The sequence below is a fragment of the Streptosporangium sp. NPDC023615 genome, assembly GCF_040640155.1.
GTDB lineage: Bacteria > Actinomycetota > Actinomycetes > Streptosporangiales > Streptosporangiaceae > Streptosporangium.
Genome location: NZ_JBFABE010000041.1, coordinates 1 through 13,522 on the forward strand (window position 1 = coordinate 1; position 13,522 = coordinate 13,522).

Here is a 13,522-nt window from a genome sequence, read left to right on the forward strand (position 1 = left end):
AGCGGGCCGACGTCGACGTCGAAGCCGAGGTCGGCGAAGGCGGTGGCGATCACCTGGGGCCCTTCCGGCGCCGCCGGAGGCAGGGCTCAGCCGAAGAAGACCTCGGCCTCCTCGTAGCGGCTGACCGGGACGGTCTTGAGCTCCTTGGTGGCCTCGTCGAGACCGACGCGGACGATGTCGGTGCCCTGCAGGGCGACCATCTTGCCGAAGTCCCCCTCCTGCACCGCGTCGATGGCCTGCAGGCCGAACCGGGTGGCCAGCACCCGGTCGAAGGCGGTGGGCGTGCCACCGCGCTGGATGTGGCCGAGCACGGTGGTGCGGGCCTCCTTGCCGGTGCGCTTCTCGATCTCCCCGGCGAGGGTCTCGCCGATGCCGCCCAGCCGGACGTGGCCGAAGGCGTCGAGCTCGCCCGCCTGCAGGGCCATCTGGCCCTCCAGCGGGTGGGCGCCCTCGGCCACCACGATGATCGGCGCGTAGCGCGTCTTGAAGCGGGACTCGACGTAGGCGCAGACCCGGTCGATGTCGAAGGGCTTCTCCGGGATCAGGATGACGTTGGCGCCGCCGGCCATGCCCGCGTGCAGGGCGATCCAGCCCGCGTGGCGGCCCATGACCTCGCAGATCAGCGCGCGGTGGTGGGACTCGGCGGTGGTGTGCAGGCGGTCGATCGCCTCCACGGCGATGTTGACGGCCGTGTCGAAGCCGAAGGTGTAGTCGGTCGCGTTGAGGTCGTTGTCGATCGTCTTGGGCACGCCGACGACCTTCACGCCCTTGTCGAAGAGCTGCTTGGCCACCCCGAGGGTGTCCTCGCCGCCGATCGCGATCAGCGCGTCGACCCCGCCCGCCGCGAGGTTCTCCTTGATCTTCTCGACGCCGCCGTCGATCTTGATGGGGTTGGTCCGGGACGAGCCCAGGATCGTTCCGCCGCGCGGCAGGATGCCGCGTACCGCCTGGACGTCCAGCGGCATGGTGTCGCCCTCGAGCGGCCCGCGCCAGCCGTCGCGGAAGCCGACGAACTCGTGCCCGTGGACGGTGACGCCCTTGCGCACGACGGCGCGGATAACGGCGTTCAGGCCGGGGCAGTCGCCGCCTCCGGTGAGCACTCCGATACGCATGACATCCTCCGGTGTGGGGTGCGGGACAGATCAAGAAAGATCAAGACAGATCAAGACAGATCAAGACAGGGTGGCCTGATCAGGCGGCACGGTACGGCCGGCGACGGGCCCTGCGTCGCCGCCGCAACGCATTCTGCCGCCAGAAGCACCAGTGGTCTAGACCAAATGGTACTAGTCCTCGCGGGCCGGCTCGCGCGCCCTGCGGGCGAGGACCCTGCGAAGATCCCGTGGGTGCCCCCTCCCGCGCGGGGCCCGGGAGACCCTTCTCCGAGCGTACGCCCAGGGCCGGGCGCGCACGCCCCGGCCCGCGGGCGGGGCCCGTCAGGGCAGCGGCAGCACGCAGGAGGGGCTGCCCACCGCGAAGACCTCCGCCACGGGCCCGGGGACGCCGTCGTCGAGCGGCAGCACGGCGACGCCGTCCGACCGCTGGTTGGCCACGTACATGCGGTCGTCGGCGACGGCGAAGTGCCGGGGCCAGACGCCGCCGCAGGCCACCTCTGCGACCGGGGTCAGCTCGGGTCCCGCGAGGACGGAGATCGTGTCGGGCCCCCGGTTGGCGACGTAGACGAGTTCGCCGGAGGCGGAGACCTCCAGGTGCGAGGGCTCGTTGTGCCGTCCCGTGCCGGTGGCCGGGACGGCCCGGAGCTCGCGCCAGCCGTCGTCGTAGACGCGGACGGTGCCGTCCAGCTCCCCGGTCACGTACCAGTGGTCGCCCGCCCTGGCCATGTGCCGGGGGCCCATGCCCTCGGCGAGCCGCACCGGGCCGTCCGGGTGCGGTACCACCGTCTCCCCGACCAGGTAGCGGCGGACCTCGCCGGCGCCCAAATCGCTCACGTACAGCACGCCGTCGGGGCCGAAGACGGCCTGGTGGGCGTGGGCCCCCTCGCGGTAGGGGAAGATCCACACCTGTTCCGGCAGGCCGGCGGGGTCGAGGCCGTGCACGCTCACCGTGCCGTCCCCGTAGTTGGCCACGGCGAGCCGGGTGCCGGTGGGGTCCACCGCCAGGTGGCAGGGGGACGACCCCTCGCTGGAGCGCTGCGCGAGCGGGCTGAGCGCGCCGTCGTCGCCCCGGCCGAACGTGCCGACCGTGCCGCGCTCCGCCTCCCCGGCCGCGTACAGGACCGGGAGCGTGGGGTGGACGGCCAGGAAGGAGGGGCCGGAGGCCACCGTCTCCCCCAGCCTGACCAGGCTGCCCAGCTCGACCAGGGTGATCCCCGGCCCGGAACCGCCGGTGTCGGGGGTGTACCCGCCGATGTACGCGACCTCAGCCATCATGCTCCCGCCCCGGGCGCGGCCTCCGCGCCACAGATCGTCATCCGTTCCCGGCCAGGTGCGAAGGTAGCGCAGCGGACCGGTGAGCCGACAGGCGCCCGCCCCCGAGCCACCCCCTGCGTTGATTGACTTCGTCAACGAATTCGTTGACGATGTCAAGCATGAAGAGACACGTCACGGAGGTCCGCGCCTTCAACCGCTTCTACACCCGGCTCATCGGCGTGCTGGAGCAGCGGGTCCTGGGCACCCCGTACTCGCTCACCCAGATGAGGGTGCTGTTCGAGCTCGACCACCGGGGCCGGACGGAGGCGGGCGAGCTGCGGCGGCTCCTCGGGATCGACGCCGGCTACCTCAGCAGGATTCTCGCCGGCTTCGAGGAGGAGGGCCTGGTCCTGCGGGGCAGGTCCACCGTGGACGCGCGGCGGCAGGTGGTCGAGCTGACCGGGAAGGGAAGGGCGAACTTCGCCGACTTCGACGGGCGCGCGGCCGAGGACGTCCGCGAGCTGCTGGCCGGGGTGACCGACGAGGACCGCGAGCGGCTGGTCGGGAGCATGGCGGCGATCGAGGAGATCCTCGGCCGGGCGCCGCGCGCCGGCCGGTCGTACGTCCTCCGCCCGCCGCGCACCGGCGATCTCGGCTGGGTGGTGTACCGGCACGGGGTCCTCTACGGCCAGGAGCAGGGCTGGGGCATGGACTTCGAGGCGATGGTGGCCGGGATCGTGGCCGCCTACGTGGACGGCCACGATCCCCGCCGCGAGGCCGGCTGGATCGCCGAGGTGGACGGCGAGCGGGCCGGGTGCGTGTTCTGCGTGCGCAAGGACGACGAGACCGCGCAGTTGCGGATGCTGCTCGTCGAGCCGTCCGCGCGCGGCATGGGGATCGGCACCCGGCTGGTGGACGAGTGCGTGCGCTTCGCCCGGGCCGCGGGCTACCGGCGGATGGTGCTGTGGACCAGGGACGTGCTGCTGGGGGCCAGGCGCATCTACCAGGCGACGGGCTTCGAGCTGGTCGAGAAGCGGCCCGAGGGGGACGTCGTCGAGGAGATCTGGGCCCGCGACCTGTGACCCCGGGGCCCGTGAACCGCGACCCCTCCCCGGCGCCTCACGCGCGGACCGCCCGCACCCCGGCGTAATACCCTCTTTGCAGATAGGTATTATGCGTTTATTGTCGGGGTCCGCCCCGTTCCGCACGAGCTCCGTATGAGGCGAAGATGCGCTTGCACTGGTTCCTGCCGACCACCGGCGACGGTCACCACGTCAGGCCCGCCACGACCACCGTCGCGGCGGGGGGCGACGCGGCCAGGCCCGCGACGCTCGGCTACCTGTCCCAGGTGGCCCGCGCGGCGGAGGCGGCCGGCTTCGAGGCGGCACTGACCCCCGTCGGGGCGGGCTGCCCCGACCCGCTGGTGGTGTGCGGCGCCGTCGCGGCACGGACCGAGCGGCTCAGGCTGCTGGTGGCCTTCAGGCCCGGCTTCACCCTGCCCACGCTCCTCGCCCAGCAGGCGCAGACCTTCCAGGAGATCAGCGGGGGACGCCTGCTGCTCAACGTGGTCACCGGAGGGGACCCGGGGGAACAGCGCGCCTACGGCGACTTCCTCGACCACGACACCCGCTACGAGCGGACCGGCGAGTTCATCGAGGTGCTCAGGCGCACCTGGGCGGGCGAGCCGTTCGACCACCGGGGCGTCCACTACCGGGTCTCCGGTGGCGGGCTGGCCACCCCGCTCCTCGACACCCCCGACATCTACTTCGGCGGGGCCTCCCCCGCCGCCGAGCGGGTGGCCGCCGCCGGCGCGGACGTCTACCTGATGTGGGGCGAGCCCCCGGCGATGATCGCCGAGCGGGTCGCGCGGATGCGCGGGCTGGCCGCCGAGGCCGGGCGGGAGCTGCGGTTCGGCATCCGGCTCCACGTCATCGCCCGCGACACCGCCGAGGAGGCGTGGGCGCACGCCCGGCGTCTGCTCGACGGCATGGACCCCGGCAGGATCGCCGCCGCCCAGGCCCGGTTCGCCCGGATGGACTCCGTGGGACAGCGCCGCATGACCGGCCTGCACGGAGGGTCGGCGGACGCGCTGGAGATCTCCCCCAACCTCTGGGCCGGGGTCGGCCTGGTCCGCGAGGGGGCGGGCACCGCCCTGGTCGGCAGCTACGACGAGGTCGCCGGGCGCATCCGCGAGTACTCCGAACTCGGCCTGTCGGAGTTCGTCCTGTCGGGCTGGCCGCATCTGGAGGAGGCCTGGCGGGTGGGGGACTTCGTCCGGCCCCGGCTGGCGGCCCCCTCGCTCGTCGCGTGAGAGCGCCCTCCCCGTGACCCTCTCCCGGCCGGCGGACATCTCCGCCTTCGACACGGGTAGAGGGCACGCGGCACGAGAAACGGAATGAGGGTCGGCCCTCGGGCCGGCACGGTCGGCGTACACGCCGAATCGCGTCCCGCACGTCAGGCGGGCGAACGGGCGGACGAGCGGAGAAAGACGGCCACGACAGGACGGGGTCCGCGACGGGCGCGCCCGCCCCTGCCGCGCCCCCGCGGGGCCGGGGCGCCGGAGGCATTCCCGCGGGGCCGTCCGGGGCCTTCACCGCGCCGGGAAGAATGAACAGAAGTCGACGAAACGTGCATGCTTGTTGTACGGAAGGCATCTGTGAATGACTGTTCCACCGGCCAGAGCCGTTCTCGCCCGTCACCTGCGGGAACTTCGCGCCCTCACCGGAAAGAGCCTGAAGGAACTGGAACGGGACACCGCGACGAGCGACTCCTCGCTCTCCCGCTACTTCTCGGGAGCCGCCTGTCCGCCCTGGTCCGTGGTCGAGGCGCTGTGCCGCACCGCCGGCCGTGAGGCGGACGCGTTACGTGAGCCGTGGGAGGCCGCCCGGCGGGCGAGGCTGCAGCGCTACTACGCCCCCTCCGGGGAGGAGCCGGCCGAGCCGGCCGAGCCGGAGGAGCCGGAAGGGGCCGGGCCGGAGGAGCCGGAAGGACCACCGGGCCCGTCAGGGCCGACAGAACCAGCGAGACCGGCAGAAGCATCGCATCCATCGGAAACAGGGACGAAGCTAGACAGAAAAGGCCGAGAAGGCAAAAAAGAACACGGAACACCTAGAGATCCCGAAACACCAAGAAAATCGGTGGAAACAGACGGCGCCGGGAACGCGGCGGGGCGGGCGGCGGCGAACCCCCGCCGGGGACGGATCGCGCCGATCCTGGTGGCGCTGCTCGCCGCCGCGCTGGCCGGGGCGGGCTACCTGTGGCTCGGCTCCGGCGAGGAGCGGTCGTCGAAGCGCTACTGCCCGTGGCGCTACGTGGTGACCGACGGGGACCCGGCACCGGTGCTGATCGCCGACCGGCCGAGCCCCAACCGCCGGCGGCTTCTCGAGACGTACCTGCCGAACGAGGTCTTCTACGTCGCCGAGCCGCCCGTCGTACAGAACGAGATGATGCAGACGATCGACGGCTGGATCACCCACGGTGACTGGATCCAACGCGCCCCGGGACCGTGTGTCACCGAGGCGGAGAAGGAGTAGGCGCAGGTCAGAGCATGTGGGATGGATGTGGGACGAAACCGGGACGCCGCATCACCTCCTGTCCGCGCCCGGCTGGCTAGCGTTCGGTCAGGAACGCGCCGGCCGATTCGCGAGCTCGACCGGCGCCGGCCACCGGATCCGGCTCGCGGGCCCGCCCGGCCGTCACTCCCCGGTCTCCTCGCCCGCCCCGCGGCCGACGCGAGCACACCGGCACGTGGCGGGGCGTCCCCGGATCCCGCCGTGCACCGCGCCCGTCCCCGGGCGGTTCCTCCCTCGCGGAACAACGGATGACCAGCACAGGAACGGTCGGCCGGCGTCACCGGCGACCTCCTGACGGGAGGCAGAGGTCAGTGAAGGCAATGGTTCGCAGAGAGGACCCGCTCGCGATGGAGCGGCTCGGGTCCTGGCTTTCCCATCTACCCCGCGGGGTGCGACCGGTCGGGGGGACCGGTACCCCGACGGACACGCAGAGCGGAACGAACGGCCCCGCACGCCCCGGCGACCCGGTGGGCACGCGGGACAGGACACACGGCGGCCCCGCGAAGGCGTGGGACGAGACACGCTGCGGTTCGACGGGCACGCGGGACGAACCGTCCGGCGGCCCGAGGGACGCGCGGGACGGGACGCGCGGCGCCCCCGGAGGTCCGCACGACCCGCACAACGCGCACGACCCCCGCGACACGCACGACAGGCACCACAGGCACGACAGGCACGACCCGGCCGGCCCTGGGGACCCCGCCGGCCACGTCTCCCCCCCGGGGGCCCTCGCGGCGCCGCCCGGCGCCTCCGCCCACCCCATGCTGGTGAGCGTCCGCGCCTTCGTCGACCGGCACCTGGCCGACCCGCGGCTCTCCCCGGCCATGATCGCCACAGCGCACAACATCTCCAACCGCTCCCTGTACCGGCTCTTCGAGAACGAGAACACCACCGTGTCGCGGCTGATCCACGACCGGCGGCTGGAGCGGTGCAGGGACGACCTGACGGATCCCGGCAACCGTGACCGGCCGATCCACGCCATCGCGGCCCGGTGGGGCTTCTGCGCCGCCGCGCACTTCACCCGCGCCTTCCGTACCGCCTACGGGCTCACCCCCCGGGAGTACCGGTACCGGCACGCCCCCCGGCCGTCGCCGGAGGTCTGACGGCGGGACGCCGCCCGCCCGTGACCGGCGCGCGGGCTAGCGGCGGAAGGGACCGGTGACCTCGTAGGTGACGCCGCCGGTGCCGGCGGCGTCACCCCGGGGTCCGCGCTGGGAGGAGAAGTACAGGCGATCACCGGCCGGGGAGAAGGCGGGGCCGGTGATCTCCGACCTCGGGTGTCCCTCGATCCGCACGACCGGGGCCACCACACGGTCGGGGGTGATCACGTTGATCTCCATGTCGCCGCCGTCCTCGGCGACGTACAGGTCGCCCGAGGCGGTGCCGGTGATGTTGTCCACGCCGCTCAGCGGGGCACCGGCGTCGTAGACGACGCGCAGGGTCTCGTCCTCGGCGTCGTAGGCCCACACGCGGTCGTCGCCCTTGGTGGTGAAGAAGCACACCCCGTCGGCGTAGTGGCACCCCTCCCCCCCGGAGAAGCGCCGTGCCCCCTCGACCTGGTGCCGGGTGGCCACCGGTGCCGCTCCGGGGTCGGGCACCGGACGCCAGGCCACCCGCCGGCCACCCCGCCCCGCGTCCCGCCCGCCGCTCCCCCCGGCATCCGGCCCGGCGTCCCCCTGGGCCCCGCGAGCCCTCCGGCCGGCGCCCCGCCCGGCGCAGAGCACCTCCAGCCGGCCCGCCGTCAGGTCGCCCCAGTGGAAGGGCCGGAACCGGTAGAAGCAGCCGTCCGGCTCGTCCTCGGTCAGGTAGACCACGCCCCGGACCGGATCGCAGGCCGCGGCCTCGTGCCGGAAGCGGCCCATGGCCAGGCGCGGCATCGCGGCCCGCGAGCCGTAGGGGTCGCACTCGAAGACCCGTCCCCGGTGGGTCTCCTCGCACGACAGCCAGGAGTTCCAGGGGGTACGGCCACCGGCGCAGTTGAGGTCGGTGCCCGACAGCACGCGGTAGGCGCCGACGACGTCCCCACCGGGCCCGAACCTGATGGCCGAGGCCCCGCCGAGCAGCGGGACCTCCGAGTTGGACACGTAGATCCAGCCGTCGCCGTCCGGGAAGCAGGCGCCGCCGTCGGGCGCCGGGTGCCAGCGCGTCCCGCCGATCCGCCGGCCGCTGCGGGCGACGATCCTGCCGGTGAACCCCTCGGGCAGGGCGAGCCCGGCCGCGTCCGGCGCGCGCAGCGGCCCGTACGGCCCGGCCGGACGTCCCGTACCCGCGCCCCTCGTCGTCGCAGCGCCCGCAGCGCCCGCGGCGCCCGCGGCGCCCGCGGCGCCCTGCCAGAGCGAGCCCGCCAGGGCGGCGCCGGCCGCCAGCCCCCCGGAGCGCACCAACGTACGGCGAAGCATGGCCCCTCCTCGTCGTCCACACGGTACGCCGCAAGCCGACCGGACCGACATGAACGCCGACACCACGGGCGCAAACTTTGCGTCACCCATCGGGCAAACATCCGTCAAAACAGGTCGACCTATCGCCAAGATCGCCATCCGCCCCGTTTCTCGCGTTCACAGTGGAGATCAAGCGTCATCAGACCGGGGAGGACCGTTGACCGAGGGACTCACGTTCGCGAACCTGGTTTCCGAGCCCGTGCCGCGGGTGCGGTCCCGCCGCGCGCTGGTCTTCCTCGACTCTCCCCCGTCCCCCCTCGCCGTCCCCTCCCCGCTCGCGTCCCGTGCGCCCGGCCCGCCCGGCCCGCCCGGCCCGTTCCCGGCGCGGCCCGACCTGCGGCTGGTGAGCGCGCTGCGCGCCGAGGGGTTCGGCGTCGACGCCGGGACCAGCGAGGGCGCGGACGCGGACGGCGAGCGCGTGTGGGAGCTGCTGCGCTCGGCGCGCGAGGGCGACCTGATCGTCGTCCGGCTGCCCGCCGACGGCGGCTGGACCTCGGGGCAGCTCGGGGCGATGATCGGCTCGTTCGGGCGGCAGGTCGGCGCCTCGCTCGCCGCCGCCGTGGTGCTGATCGTGGACTTCGGCTGGAGCGCCCTGGGCGGGTCCGCCGGACCGGTCCGGCAGCTCGCGGTGGCCGGGGAGCCGAAGGTGGCCGCGGCGGCGCTGACGTTGACGCTGCGGCTGGACGAGGCGGTGCCGGGCCCGGCGCGGACGCTGACCGACGTCATCGCCGAGGGCCTGGCAACCCGGGCGGCCGACCTCGACGGGGACGGCACGGTCAGCGTCGGGGACCTGCACGCCTACGCGCTCGCCCGCTACGCGGCCGTCTCGGCCGCCCGTACCCCGATCCTGATCGCCTACGGGGCCGTCGCCGGTGTCCCGCTGACGCCGGTGCGGGACGTCTCGGCCGAGCCGGACGCCGCCTTCGCCGTCGCGCTGGCCCGGCTCGGCGAGCCCGTCCCGCCCACCGACGGCACGGAGATCGTGCGGCGGGTCTACGAGCTGCACCTGAGCGAACCGGCCAGGGAGCTGCTGCGCAGGGCGGCGCTGCTCGACGAGGACGAGCCGATCGACGAGATCCTCGGCGACGCCGGCGAGCTGCGGCAGTGGGGCCTGCTGGGCGAGACGACCACGTTCGCCCACCCGGACGTGCGGGCCTTCGGCCACGCTCGGCTGTCGGCGGCCGAGCGGGCGCAGACCTCCGCGCTGCTGCGCCGGCGCCGGGCCGGGCTGCGGACCGTACGGCCCCGGGCCAGGCTCACCGCCGACCGGTGGACCACCGAGGACCAGCTCGGGCACCGGGTCTACGCCGAGGCCATCGCCGCGTTCGTCCGCCACCCCGAGACCCGGCCGCCGCTCACCATCGGTCTCAAGGGGCCGTGGGGCACCGGCAAGACCTCCCTGATGCGAATGATCCAGGACATCCTGGACCCGGGAGCCGCCGGGGACGCCGCCGTCCCGATCCACCTGCCGGGTTCCCGCGCGGAGCGGGCGCTGACCAACGCCGAGGTGCTGGCCAGGGCGGGCCGCCGGGGCCGGGAGAACGCCGGGCAGGCCGAGCCGGACCCGCTCCCGCTGCGGCCGGCGGACTGGCGGCCCACGGTCTGGTTCAACCCGTGGATGTACCAGAGCGGCGAGCAGGTCTGGGCCGGACTGGCCCACGAGATCATCAGCCAGGTCACCCGGCGGCTGCCCCGCGCCGAGCGGGAGCGGTTCTGGCTGGAGCTGAACCTGTCCAGGATCGACCGGGAGGCGGTCCGCAGGCGCGCCTACCGGCTGGCGATGACCCGCCTGGCGCCGGTGGCCCTCGGCCTGGTGGCGACCCTCGTCGTCACCGGGGCGCTGCTGGCCGCCACCGCCCTGCTGCCCGCCTTCGGCACCCTGCTGGGCAACGCCGCCGCCGCCGTGGGCGCGACCGGCTCCGCGGTCGTGGTGGGGGTGGGCGCGCTGCGGCTGGCGAGGTTCTTCGGCGAGGCCGCGGACAACGCCTTCCGCGGCCTGGTCACCCAGCCCGACCTGCTCGGCTCCGGCGGCCTGGCCGACTCCGCCACCGGCGAGGCCGTGACCGTCCCCGGCTACCGGTCGAGGACGGGCTTCCTGCACCTGGTCCAGACCGACATGCGGCAGGTCCTGGACCTGGTCGCCACCTCGGAGCGCCCGCTCGTGGTCTTCGTGGACGACCTGGACCGCTGCTCGCCGGGGACGGTGGCGCAGGTCATCGAGGCGATCAACCTCTTCCTCGCCGGGGAGTTCCCCAACTGTGTCTTCGTCCTGGCCATGGAGCCGGAGGTGGTCGTCGCCCACATCGAGGCCGCCTACCCCGAGCTGGCCGGGACGCTGCCCGGCACCGGCAGGTCCGGGCTGGGCTGGCGGTTCCTGGAGAAGATCGTGCAGCTGCCGCTGAGCGTGCCGCTGCTGGACGACGCCGACCGGCTGCCCGCCTTCGTACGGGCTCTGCTGGGCGTTCCCGAGGTCACACCGAATCCGGCCGGACCGCGTCCGGCGGGTCCCCCAGCCGCCCTGGAACGGCTCGACCCGCCACCGGATCCGGCCGGACCGCGTTCACGCGGTCCCCTGTCTCCCGCACGGCCCTTCCCGCGCGGTGCGGCCGGACCGGGTTCTCCCGGTGCCGGCGCGCCGCGGGGAGCGGCCGTGCCGGGGCTGCGGGCACCGGTGTGGGCGCCGGGAGCGCGGGCGCGGGCCGACGTACCGGGGGCGCGGACCTCCGCGGAGAGCCGGGAGGCGCGTTCGCCGGCGAACGGCCCCGGACCGAGGACCTCGGCGGCCATACCGCCGGACGAGCCCGGACCGGGAACCTCGGCGAACACCCCGCCGGACGAGCCGGGGACGCGGACCTCGGTGGACGTGCCGTCCGTGTCCGGCCCGTGGGTGACCGACCCGCCGGACCCGGTCCAGGTGAGCAGGCTGCAGGACGCCATCTGGGCGCTGCGCCCCACCACGACCACCATCGACGAGGCGGCCCGGCTGGCGCAGGACGCGCTGGGCATCGAGTGTTCCGACGCGGTCGGCGGCCTGTGCGCGGCGACCCGCGAGGCCGCCGACCGCGTCTACGACGACCTCTACAGCGACGAGAACGCCTACCGGGCCATCGAGTTCGTCCTGCCGGCGCTGACGTTCTTCAACCCGCGCGAGATCAAGCGGTACGTCAACGTCTTCCGCTTCTACTCGTTCCTGACCTACCGCCGCGCCCTCGCCGGTGCGGCCCCGGCCTCGGACGGCGAGGTCGCCAAACTCGCGGCGCTGGCCGTGCAGTGGCCGCACCTGCTGACGCTGCTGGTCAAGGAGTACGAGGGGGTGAGCGTGCTACGGCTGCTGGAGGGCGCCGCGGGCGACGCCGAGAGCTGGCGGCGCGCCCTGCGCGAGACCGGCCTGACCGTCCCCGACCCCGGAGTCCCCGCCGGTGCCGCCGGTGCCGCCGGCGGGGCCGGGGCCGCCCGCCTGGACTCCCTGCGGGACCTGCTCTCCCGCCCCCACCCCATCGCCGACCTGGCCCGCTACCTGCTCTGACCCTCCGTCCGCAGAGGCCCCCGCCACCCGGCAGGGTCGTCCGGCCAGGTCGTCCCGCCGGGTCCCGAGCGGGCGCCCGGAGGGGTCGTCCCGCCGGGTCCCGGGCCGGTCTTCCCGCCGGGTCAGCCGGGCGGCGAGGGCGACGGGGACCCCTCGCCCCAGTCCCACAGCGCCTGCAGGACGGGACCGAGGCGGCGGCCCCTCTCGGTGAGGGTGTAGCGGACCCGGGGAGGCCACCCCGGCATCCGGTGACGGTCGAGCACGCCCACCTCGGTCAGATGTGCCAGCCGGTCCGACAGCACCTTGTCCGACAGCCCCGGAAGAGCCTGGCGCAGTTCGGTGAACGTGTGGTCGCCCCGCAGGAACTCGCGGACGACCAGGGTCGTCCAGCGGCCGTGCAGGGCCGCGAGGGTGATCTCCACCGGGCAGGACGGGGTGGGCTCGGCGACGTCCGCGCGCGGGTCGTCGGGCAGACCCGGCCGGACCGGGGCCGTAGCGGGGGCCGGGGCCGGGTGCGAGGCCGGGGTCGGAGCAGGAGCCGGGGTCGGGTTCAGGGCCGGGGCCGGCGCGGGGACCGGGGCCGGAAGCCGGTGGCCGACCGTTTGGTGAGTCACGAGGGCGCCTCCTAGCGTTGCCGCGTTCCCCCGATTCCTACCTCCCGAGAGGACGTGCGTGATGCGACGGCTCGCCGAGATCCCCGAGGACGTTCCGGCGGTGTTCGCCGAGCGTTTCAACAGCGGTGACCCCGACGCGCTGGCGGAGGTCTACGAGGACGGGGCGGTGTTCGTCGCCGAACCTGGCTCGCCGCTGACCGGCCGGGAGGCCTACGACGCCAACGCCGCCTTCATGGCCCTCGGTCTCCCGATCACGGTGAGACCGCGACAGGTCTACAGCACCGGCGACCTCGCCCTGCTGATCGTCGACTGGGTCATCGAGGGCGACGCCCCCGACGGCGCGCCCGTGCGCATCGAGGGCACCGCCACCGACGTCGCCCGGCGCGACCCGGACGGGCACTGGCGGTACGCCATCGACAACATCCTCGGCGTACGGGAGGCGGCCGTCTGACACCCGCCCGGCGCCCGGGCCCCTCGAGGTCGCCGGTGACGCGGAGGGCGCCCCGGCTCTCGACGAGCGGGGCGCCCCGAAGGACGATCTAGCGCTGGGCCTCGATCATCCAGTGGTACTTCTCCAGGTCCTGGGTGATCTCGATGAGCAGGTCCTGGGTCATCGGGTCGGCCTTCTCGGTGGCCATGACGCGTTCGCGCATCCTGCGGGTGATGGAGCCGAGGATGTCCGTCATCGCGGCGACGACCTTGCCGTCGTTGAGGTAACCGGGCTCCAGCTGCGGCACCTCGGTGCTCTTCGCGAGCGTCGACCCCCGGCCGTCGGGGTTGCACCCCATGGCCACCGCTCGCTCGGCGACGGTGTCCGCGTGCTTCCTGGCAGCCGAGACGATCTTGTCGAGCTGCAGGTGCAGGGAGCGGAAGTTGTGACCGATCACGTTCCAGTGGGCCTGCTTGGTCAGCAGCGACAGGTCGAGCAGGTCGACGAGCGAGCCCTGGAGCGCGGTGGCGATGACCTTCTTGTCTTCCGGATTGAGCGGGCTGGTGATCGCGGACATAG

At 74.1% G+C, this 13,522-nt stretch carries 11 protein-coding genes and 1 pseudogene; 7 read left to right on the plus strand and 5 right to left on the minus strand.

Going from position 1 to position 13,522, the window contains the following annotated elements; genetic code table 11:
* Positions 1 to 86: 86 nt before the first annotated feature.
* Both AB0G16_RS25015 and AB0G16_RS25020 read right to left on the minus strand, forming a co-directional pair.
* A complete protein-coding gene (locus AB0G16_RS25015) occupies positions 87 to 1,112 on the minus strand; it encodes a 6-phosphofructokinase (protein ID WP_362809484.1) in 1,026 nt (341 codons plus the stop codon).
* 321 nt (positions 1,113 to 1,433) lie between these two features.
* Positions 1,434 to 2,387, minus strand: coding sequence for a beta-propeller fold lactonase family protein (locus AB0G16_RS25020; protein ID WP_362809487.1), 954 nt, complete (start codon positions 2,385 to 2,387; stop codon positions 1,434 to 1,436).
* 158 nt (positions 2,388 to 2,545) lie between these two features.
* Here AB0G16_RS25020 and AB0G16_RS25025 point away from each other — a divergent pair, with 158 nt between their 5' ends.
* The 5 genes and pseudogenes from AB0G16_RS25025 to AB0G16_RS25045 all read left to right on the plus strand — a co-directional run bounded on the left by AB0G16_RS25025 (position 2,546) and on the right by AB0G16_RS25045 (position 7,038).
* On the plus strand, positions 2,546 to 3,448 hold the full coding sequence (locus AB0G16_RS25025; RefSeq protein WP_362809490.1) for a helix-turn-helix domain-containing GNAT family N-acetyltransferase: 903 nt from the start codon (positions 2,546 to 2,548) through the stop codon (positions 3,446 to 3,448).
* A gap of 146 nt (positions 3,449 to 3,594) precedes the next feature.
* Entirely contained in the window at positions 3,595 to 4,677 is a 1,083-nt protein-coding gene (locus tag AB0G16_RS25030; RefSeq protein WP_362809493.1) for an LLM class flavin-dependent oxidoreductase, read from the plus strand.
* Between the two features lie 349 nt (positions 4,678 to 5,026).
* Positions 5,027 to 5,224 (plus strand): annotated as a pseudogene (locus AB0G16_RS25035) (helix-turn-helix transcriptional regulator); the annotation flags it as partial.
* 279 nt (positions 5,225 to 5,503) lie between these two features.
* Positions 5,504 to 5,899, plus strand: a complete 396-nt coding sequence (locus AB0G16_RS25040) for a hypothetical protein (protein ID WP_362809672.1) — start codon at positions 5,504 to 5,506, stop codon at positions 5,897 to 5,899.
* A gap of 797 nt (positions 5,900 to 6,696) precedes the next feature.
* Positions 6,697 to 7,038 (plus strand): helix-turn-helix domain-containing protein, encoded by a 342-nt coding sequence (locus AB0G16_RS25045; RefSeq protein ID WP_362809496.1) that lies wholly within the window; start codon positions 6,697 to 6,699, stop codon positions 7,036 to 7,038.
* 36 nt (positions 7,039 to 7,074) lie between these two features.
* On the opposite strand, the gene AB0G16_RS25050 is transcribed toward AB0G16_RS25045, so the two are convergent.
* The gene (locus AB0G16_RS25050) at positions 7,075 to 8,334 is read right to left on the minus strand and encodes an alkaline phosphatase PhoX (protein WP_362809501.1); all 1,260 of its coding nucleotides are present in this window, start codon (positions 8,332 to 8,334) and stop codon (positions 7,075 to 7,077) included.
* A gap of 196 nt (positions 8,335 to 8,530) precedes the next feature.
* Here AB0G16_RS25050 and AB0G16_RS25055 point away from each other — a divergent pair, with 196 nt between their 5' ends.
* Positions 8,531 to 11,899 carry a P-loop NTPase fold protein gene (locus AB0G16_RS25055; RefSeq protein WP_362809504.1) on the plus strand — a complete coding sequence of 1,123 codons (3,369 nt, stop codon included), beginning with the start codon at positions 8,531 to 8,533 and terminating at the stop codon, positions 11,897 to 11,899.
* A gap of 122 nt (positions 11,900 to 12,021) precedes the next feature.
* Here the strand turns inward: AB0G16_RS25055 and AB0G16_RS25060 are convergent, their stop codons facing one another.
* A complete protein-coding gene (locus AB0G16_RS25060) occupies positions 12,022 to 12,513 on the minus strand; it encodes a helix-turn-helix domain-containing protein (RefSeq protein WP_362809507.1) in 492 nt (163 codons plus the stop codon).
* Between the two features lie 61 nt (positions 12,514 to 12,574).
* Here AB0G16_RS25060 and AB0G16_RS25065 point away from each other — a divergent pair, with 61 nt between their 5' ends.
* Positions 12,575 to 12,964 carry a DUF4440 domain-containing protein gene (locus tag AB0G16_RS25065; protein WP_362809510.1) on the plus strand — a complete coding sequence of 130 codons (390 nt, stop codon included), beginning with the start codon at positions 12,575 to 12,577 and terminating at the stop codon, positions 12,962 to 12,964.
* An 88-nt stretch (positions 12,965 to 13,052) separates the two neighbouring features.
* On the opposite strand, the gene AB0G16_RS25070 is transcribed toward AB0G16_RS25065, so the two are convergent.
* The gene (locus tag AB0G16_RS25070) at positions 13,053 to 13,520 is read right to left on the minus strand and encodes a DNA starvation/stationary phase protection protein (protein WP_344896474.1); all 468 of its coding nucleotides are present in this window, start codon (positions 13,518 to 13,520) and stop codon (positions 13,053 to 13,055) included.
* Positions 13,521 to 13,522: the final 2 nt, after the last annotated feature.

What these genes read in the sequence shown, in the direction of transcription:
- AB0G16_RS25015 (WP_362809484.1), bottom strand. Translation starts at nt 1,112, where the DNA reads ATGCGTATCGGAGTGCTCACCGGAGGCGGCGACTGCCCCGGCCTGAAC.
- AB0G16_RS25020 (WP_362809487.1), bottom strand. Translation starts at nt 2,387, where the DNA reads ATGATGGCTGAGGTCGCGTACATCGGCGGGTACACCCCCGACACCGGC.
- AB0G16_RS25025 (WP_362809490.1), top strand. Translation starts at nt 2,546, where the DNA reads ATGAAGAGACACGTCACGGAGGTCCGCGCCTTCAACCGCTTCTACACC.
- AB0G16_RS25030 (WP_362809493.1), top strand. Translation starts at nt 3,595, where the DNA reads ATGCGCTTGCACTGGTTCCTGCCGACCACCGGCGACGGTCACCACGTC.
- AB0G16_RS25045 (WP_362809496.1), top strand. Translation starts at nt 6,697, where the DNA reads ATGCTGGTGAGCGTCCGCGCCTTCGTCGACCGGCACCTGGCCGACCCG.
- AB0G16_RS25050 (WP_362809501.1), bottom strand. Translation starts at nt 8,334, where the DNA reads ATGCTTCGCCGTACGTTGGTGCGCTCCGGGGGGCTGGCGGCCGGCGCC.
- AB0G16_RS25065 (WP_362809510.1), top strand. Translation starts at nt 12,575, where the DNA reads ATGCGACGGCTCGCCGAGATCCCCGAGGACGTTCCGGCGGTGTTCGCC.
- AB0G16_RS25070 (WP_344896474.1), bottom strand. Translation starts at nt 13,520, where the DNA reads ATGTCCGCGATCACCAGCCCGCTCAATCCGGAAGACAAGAAGGTCATC.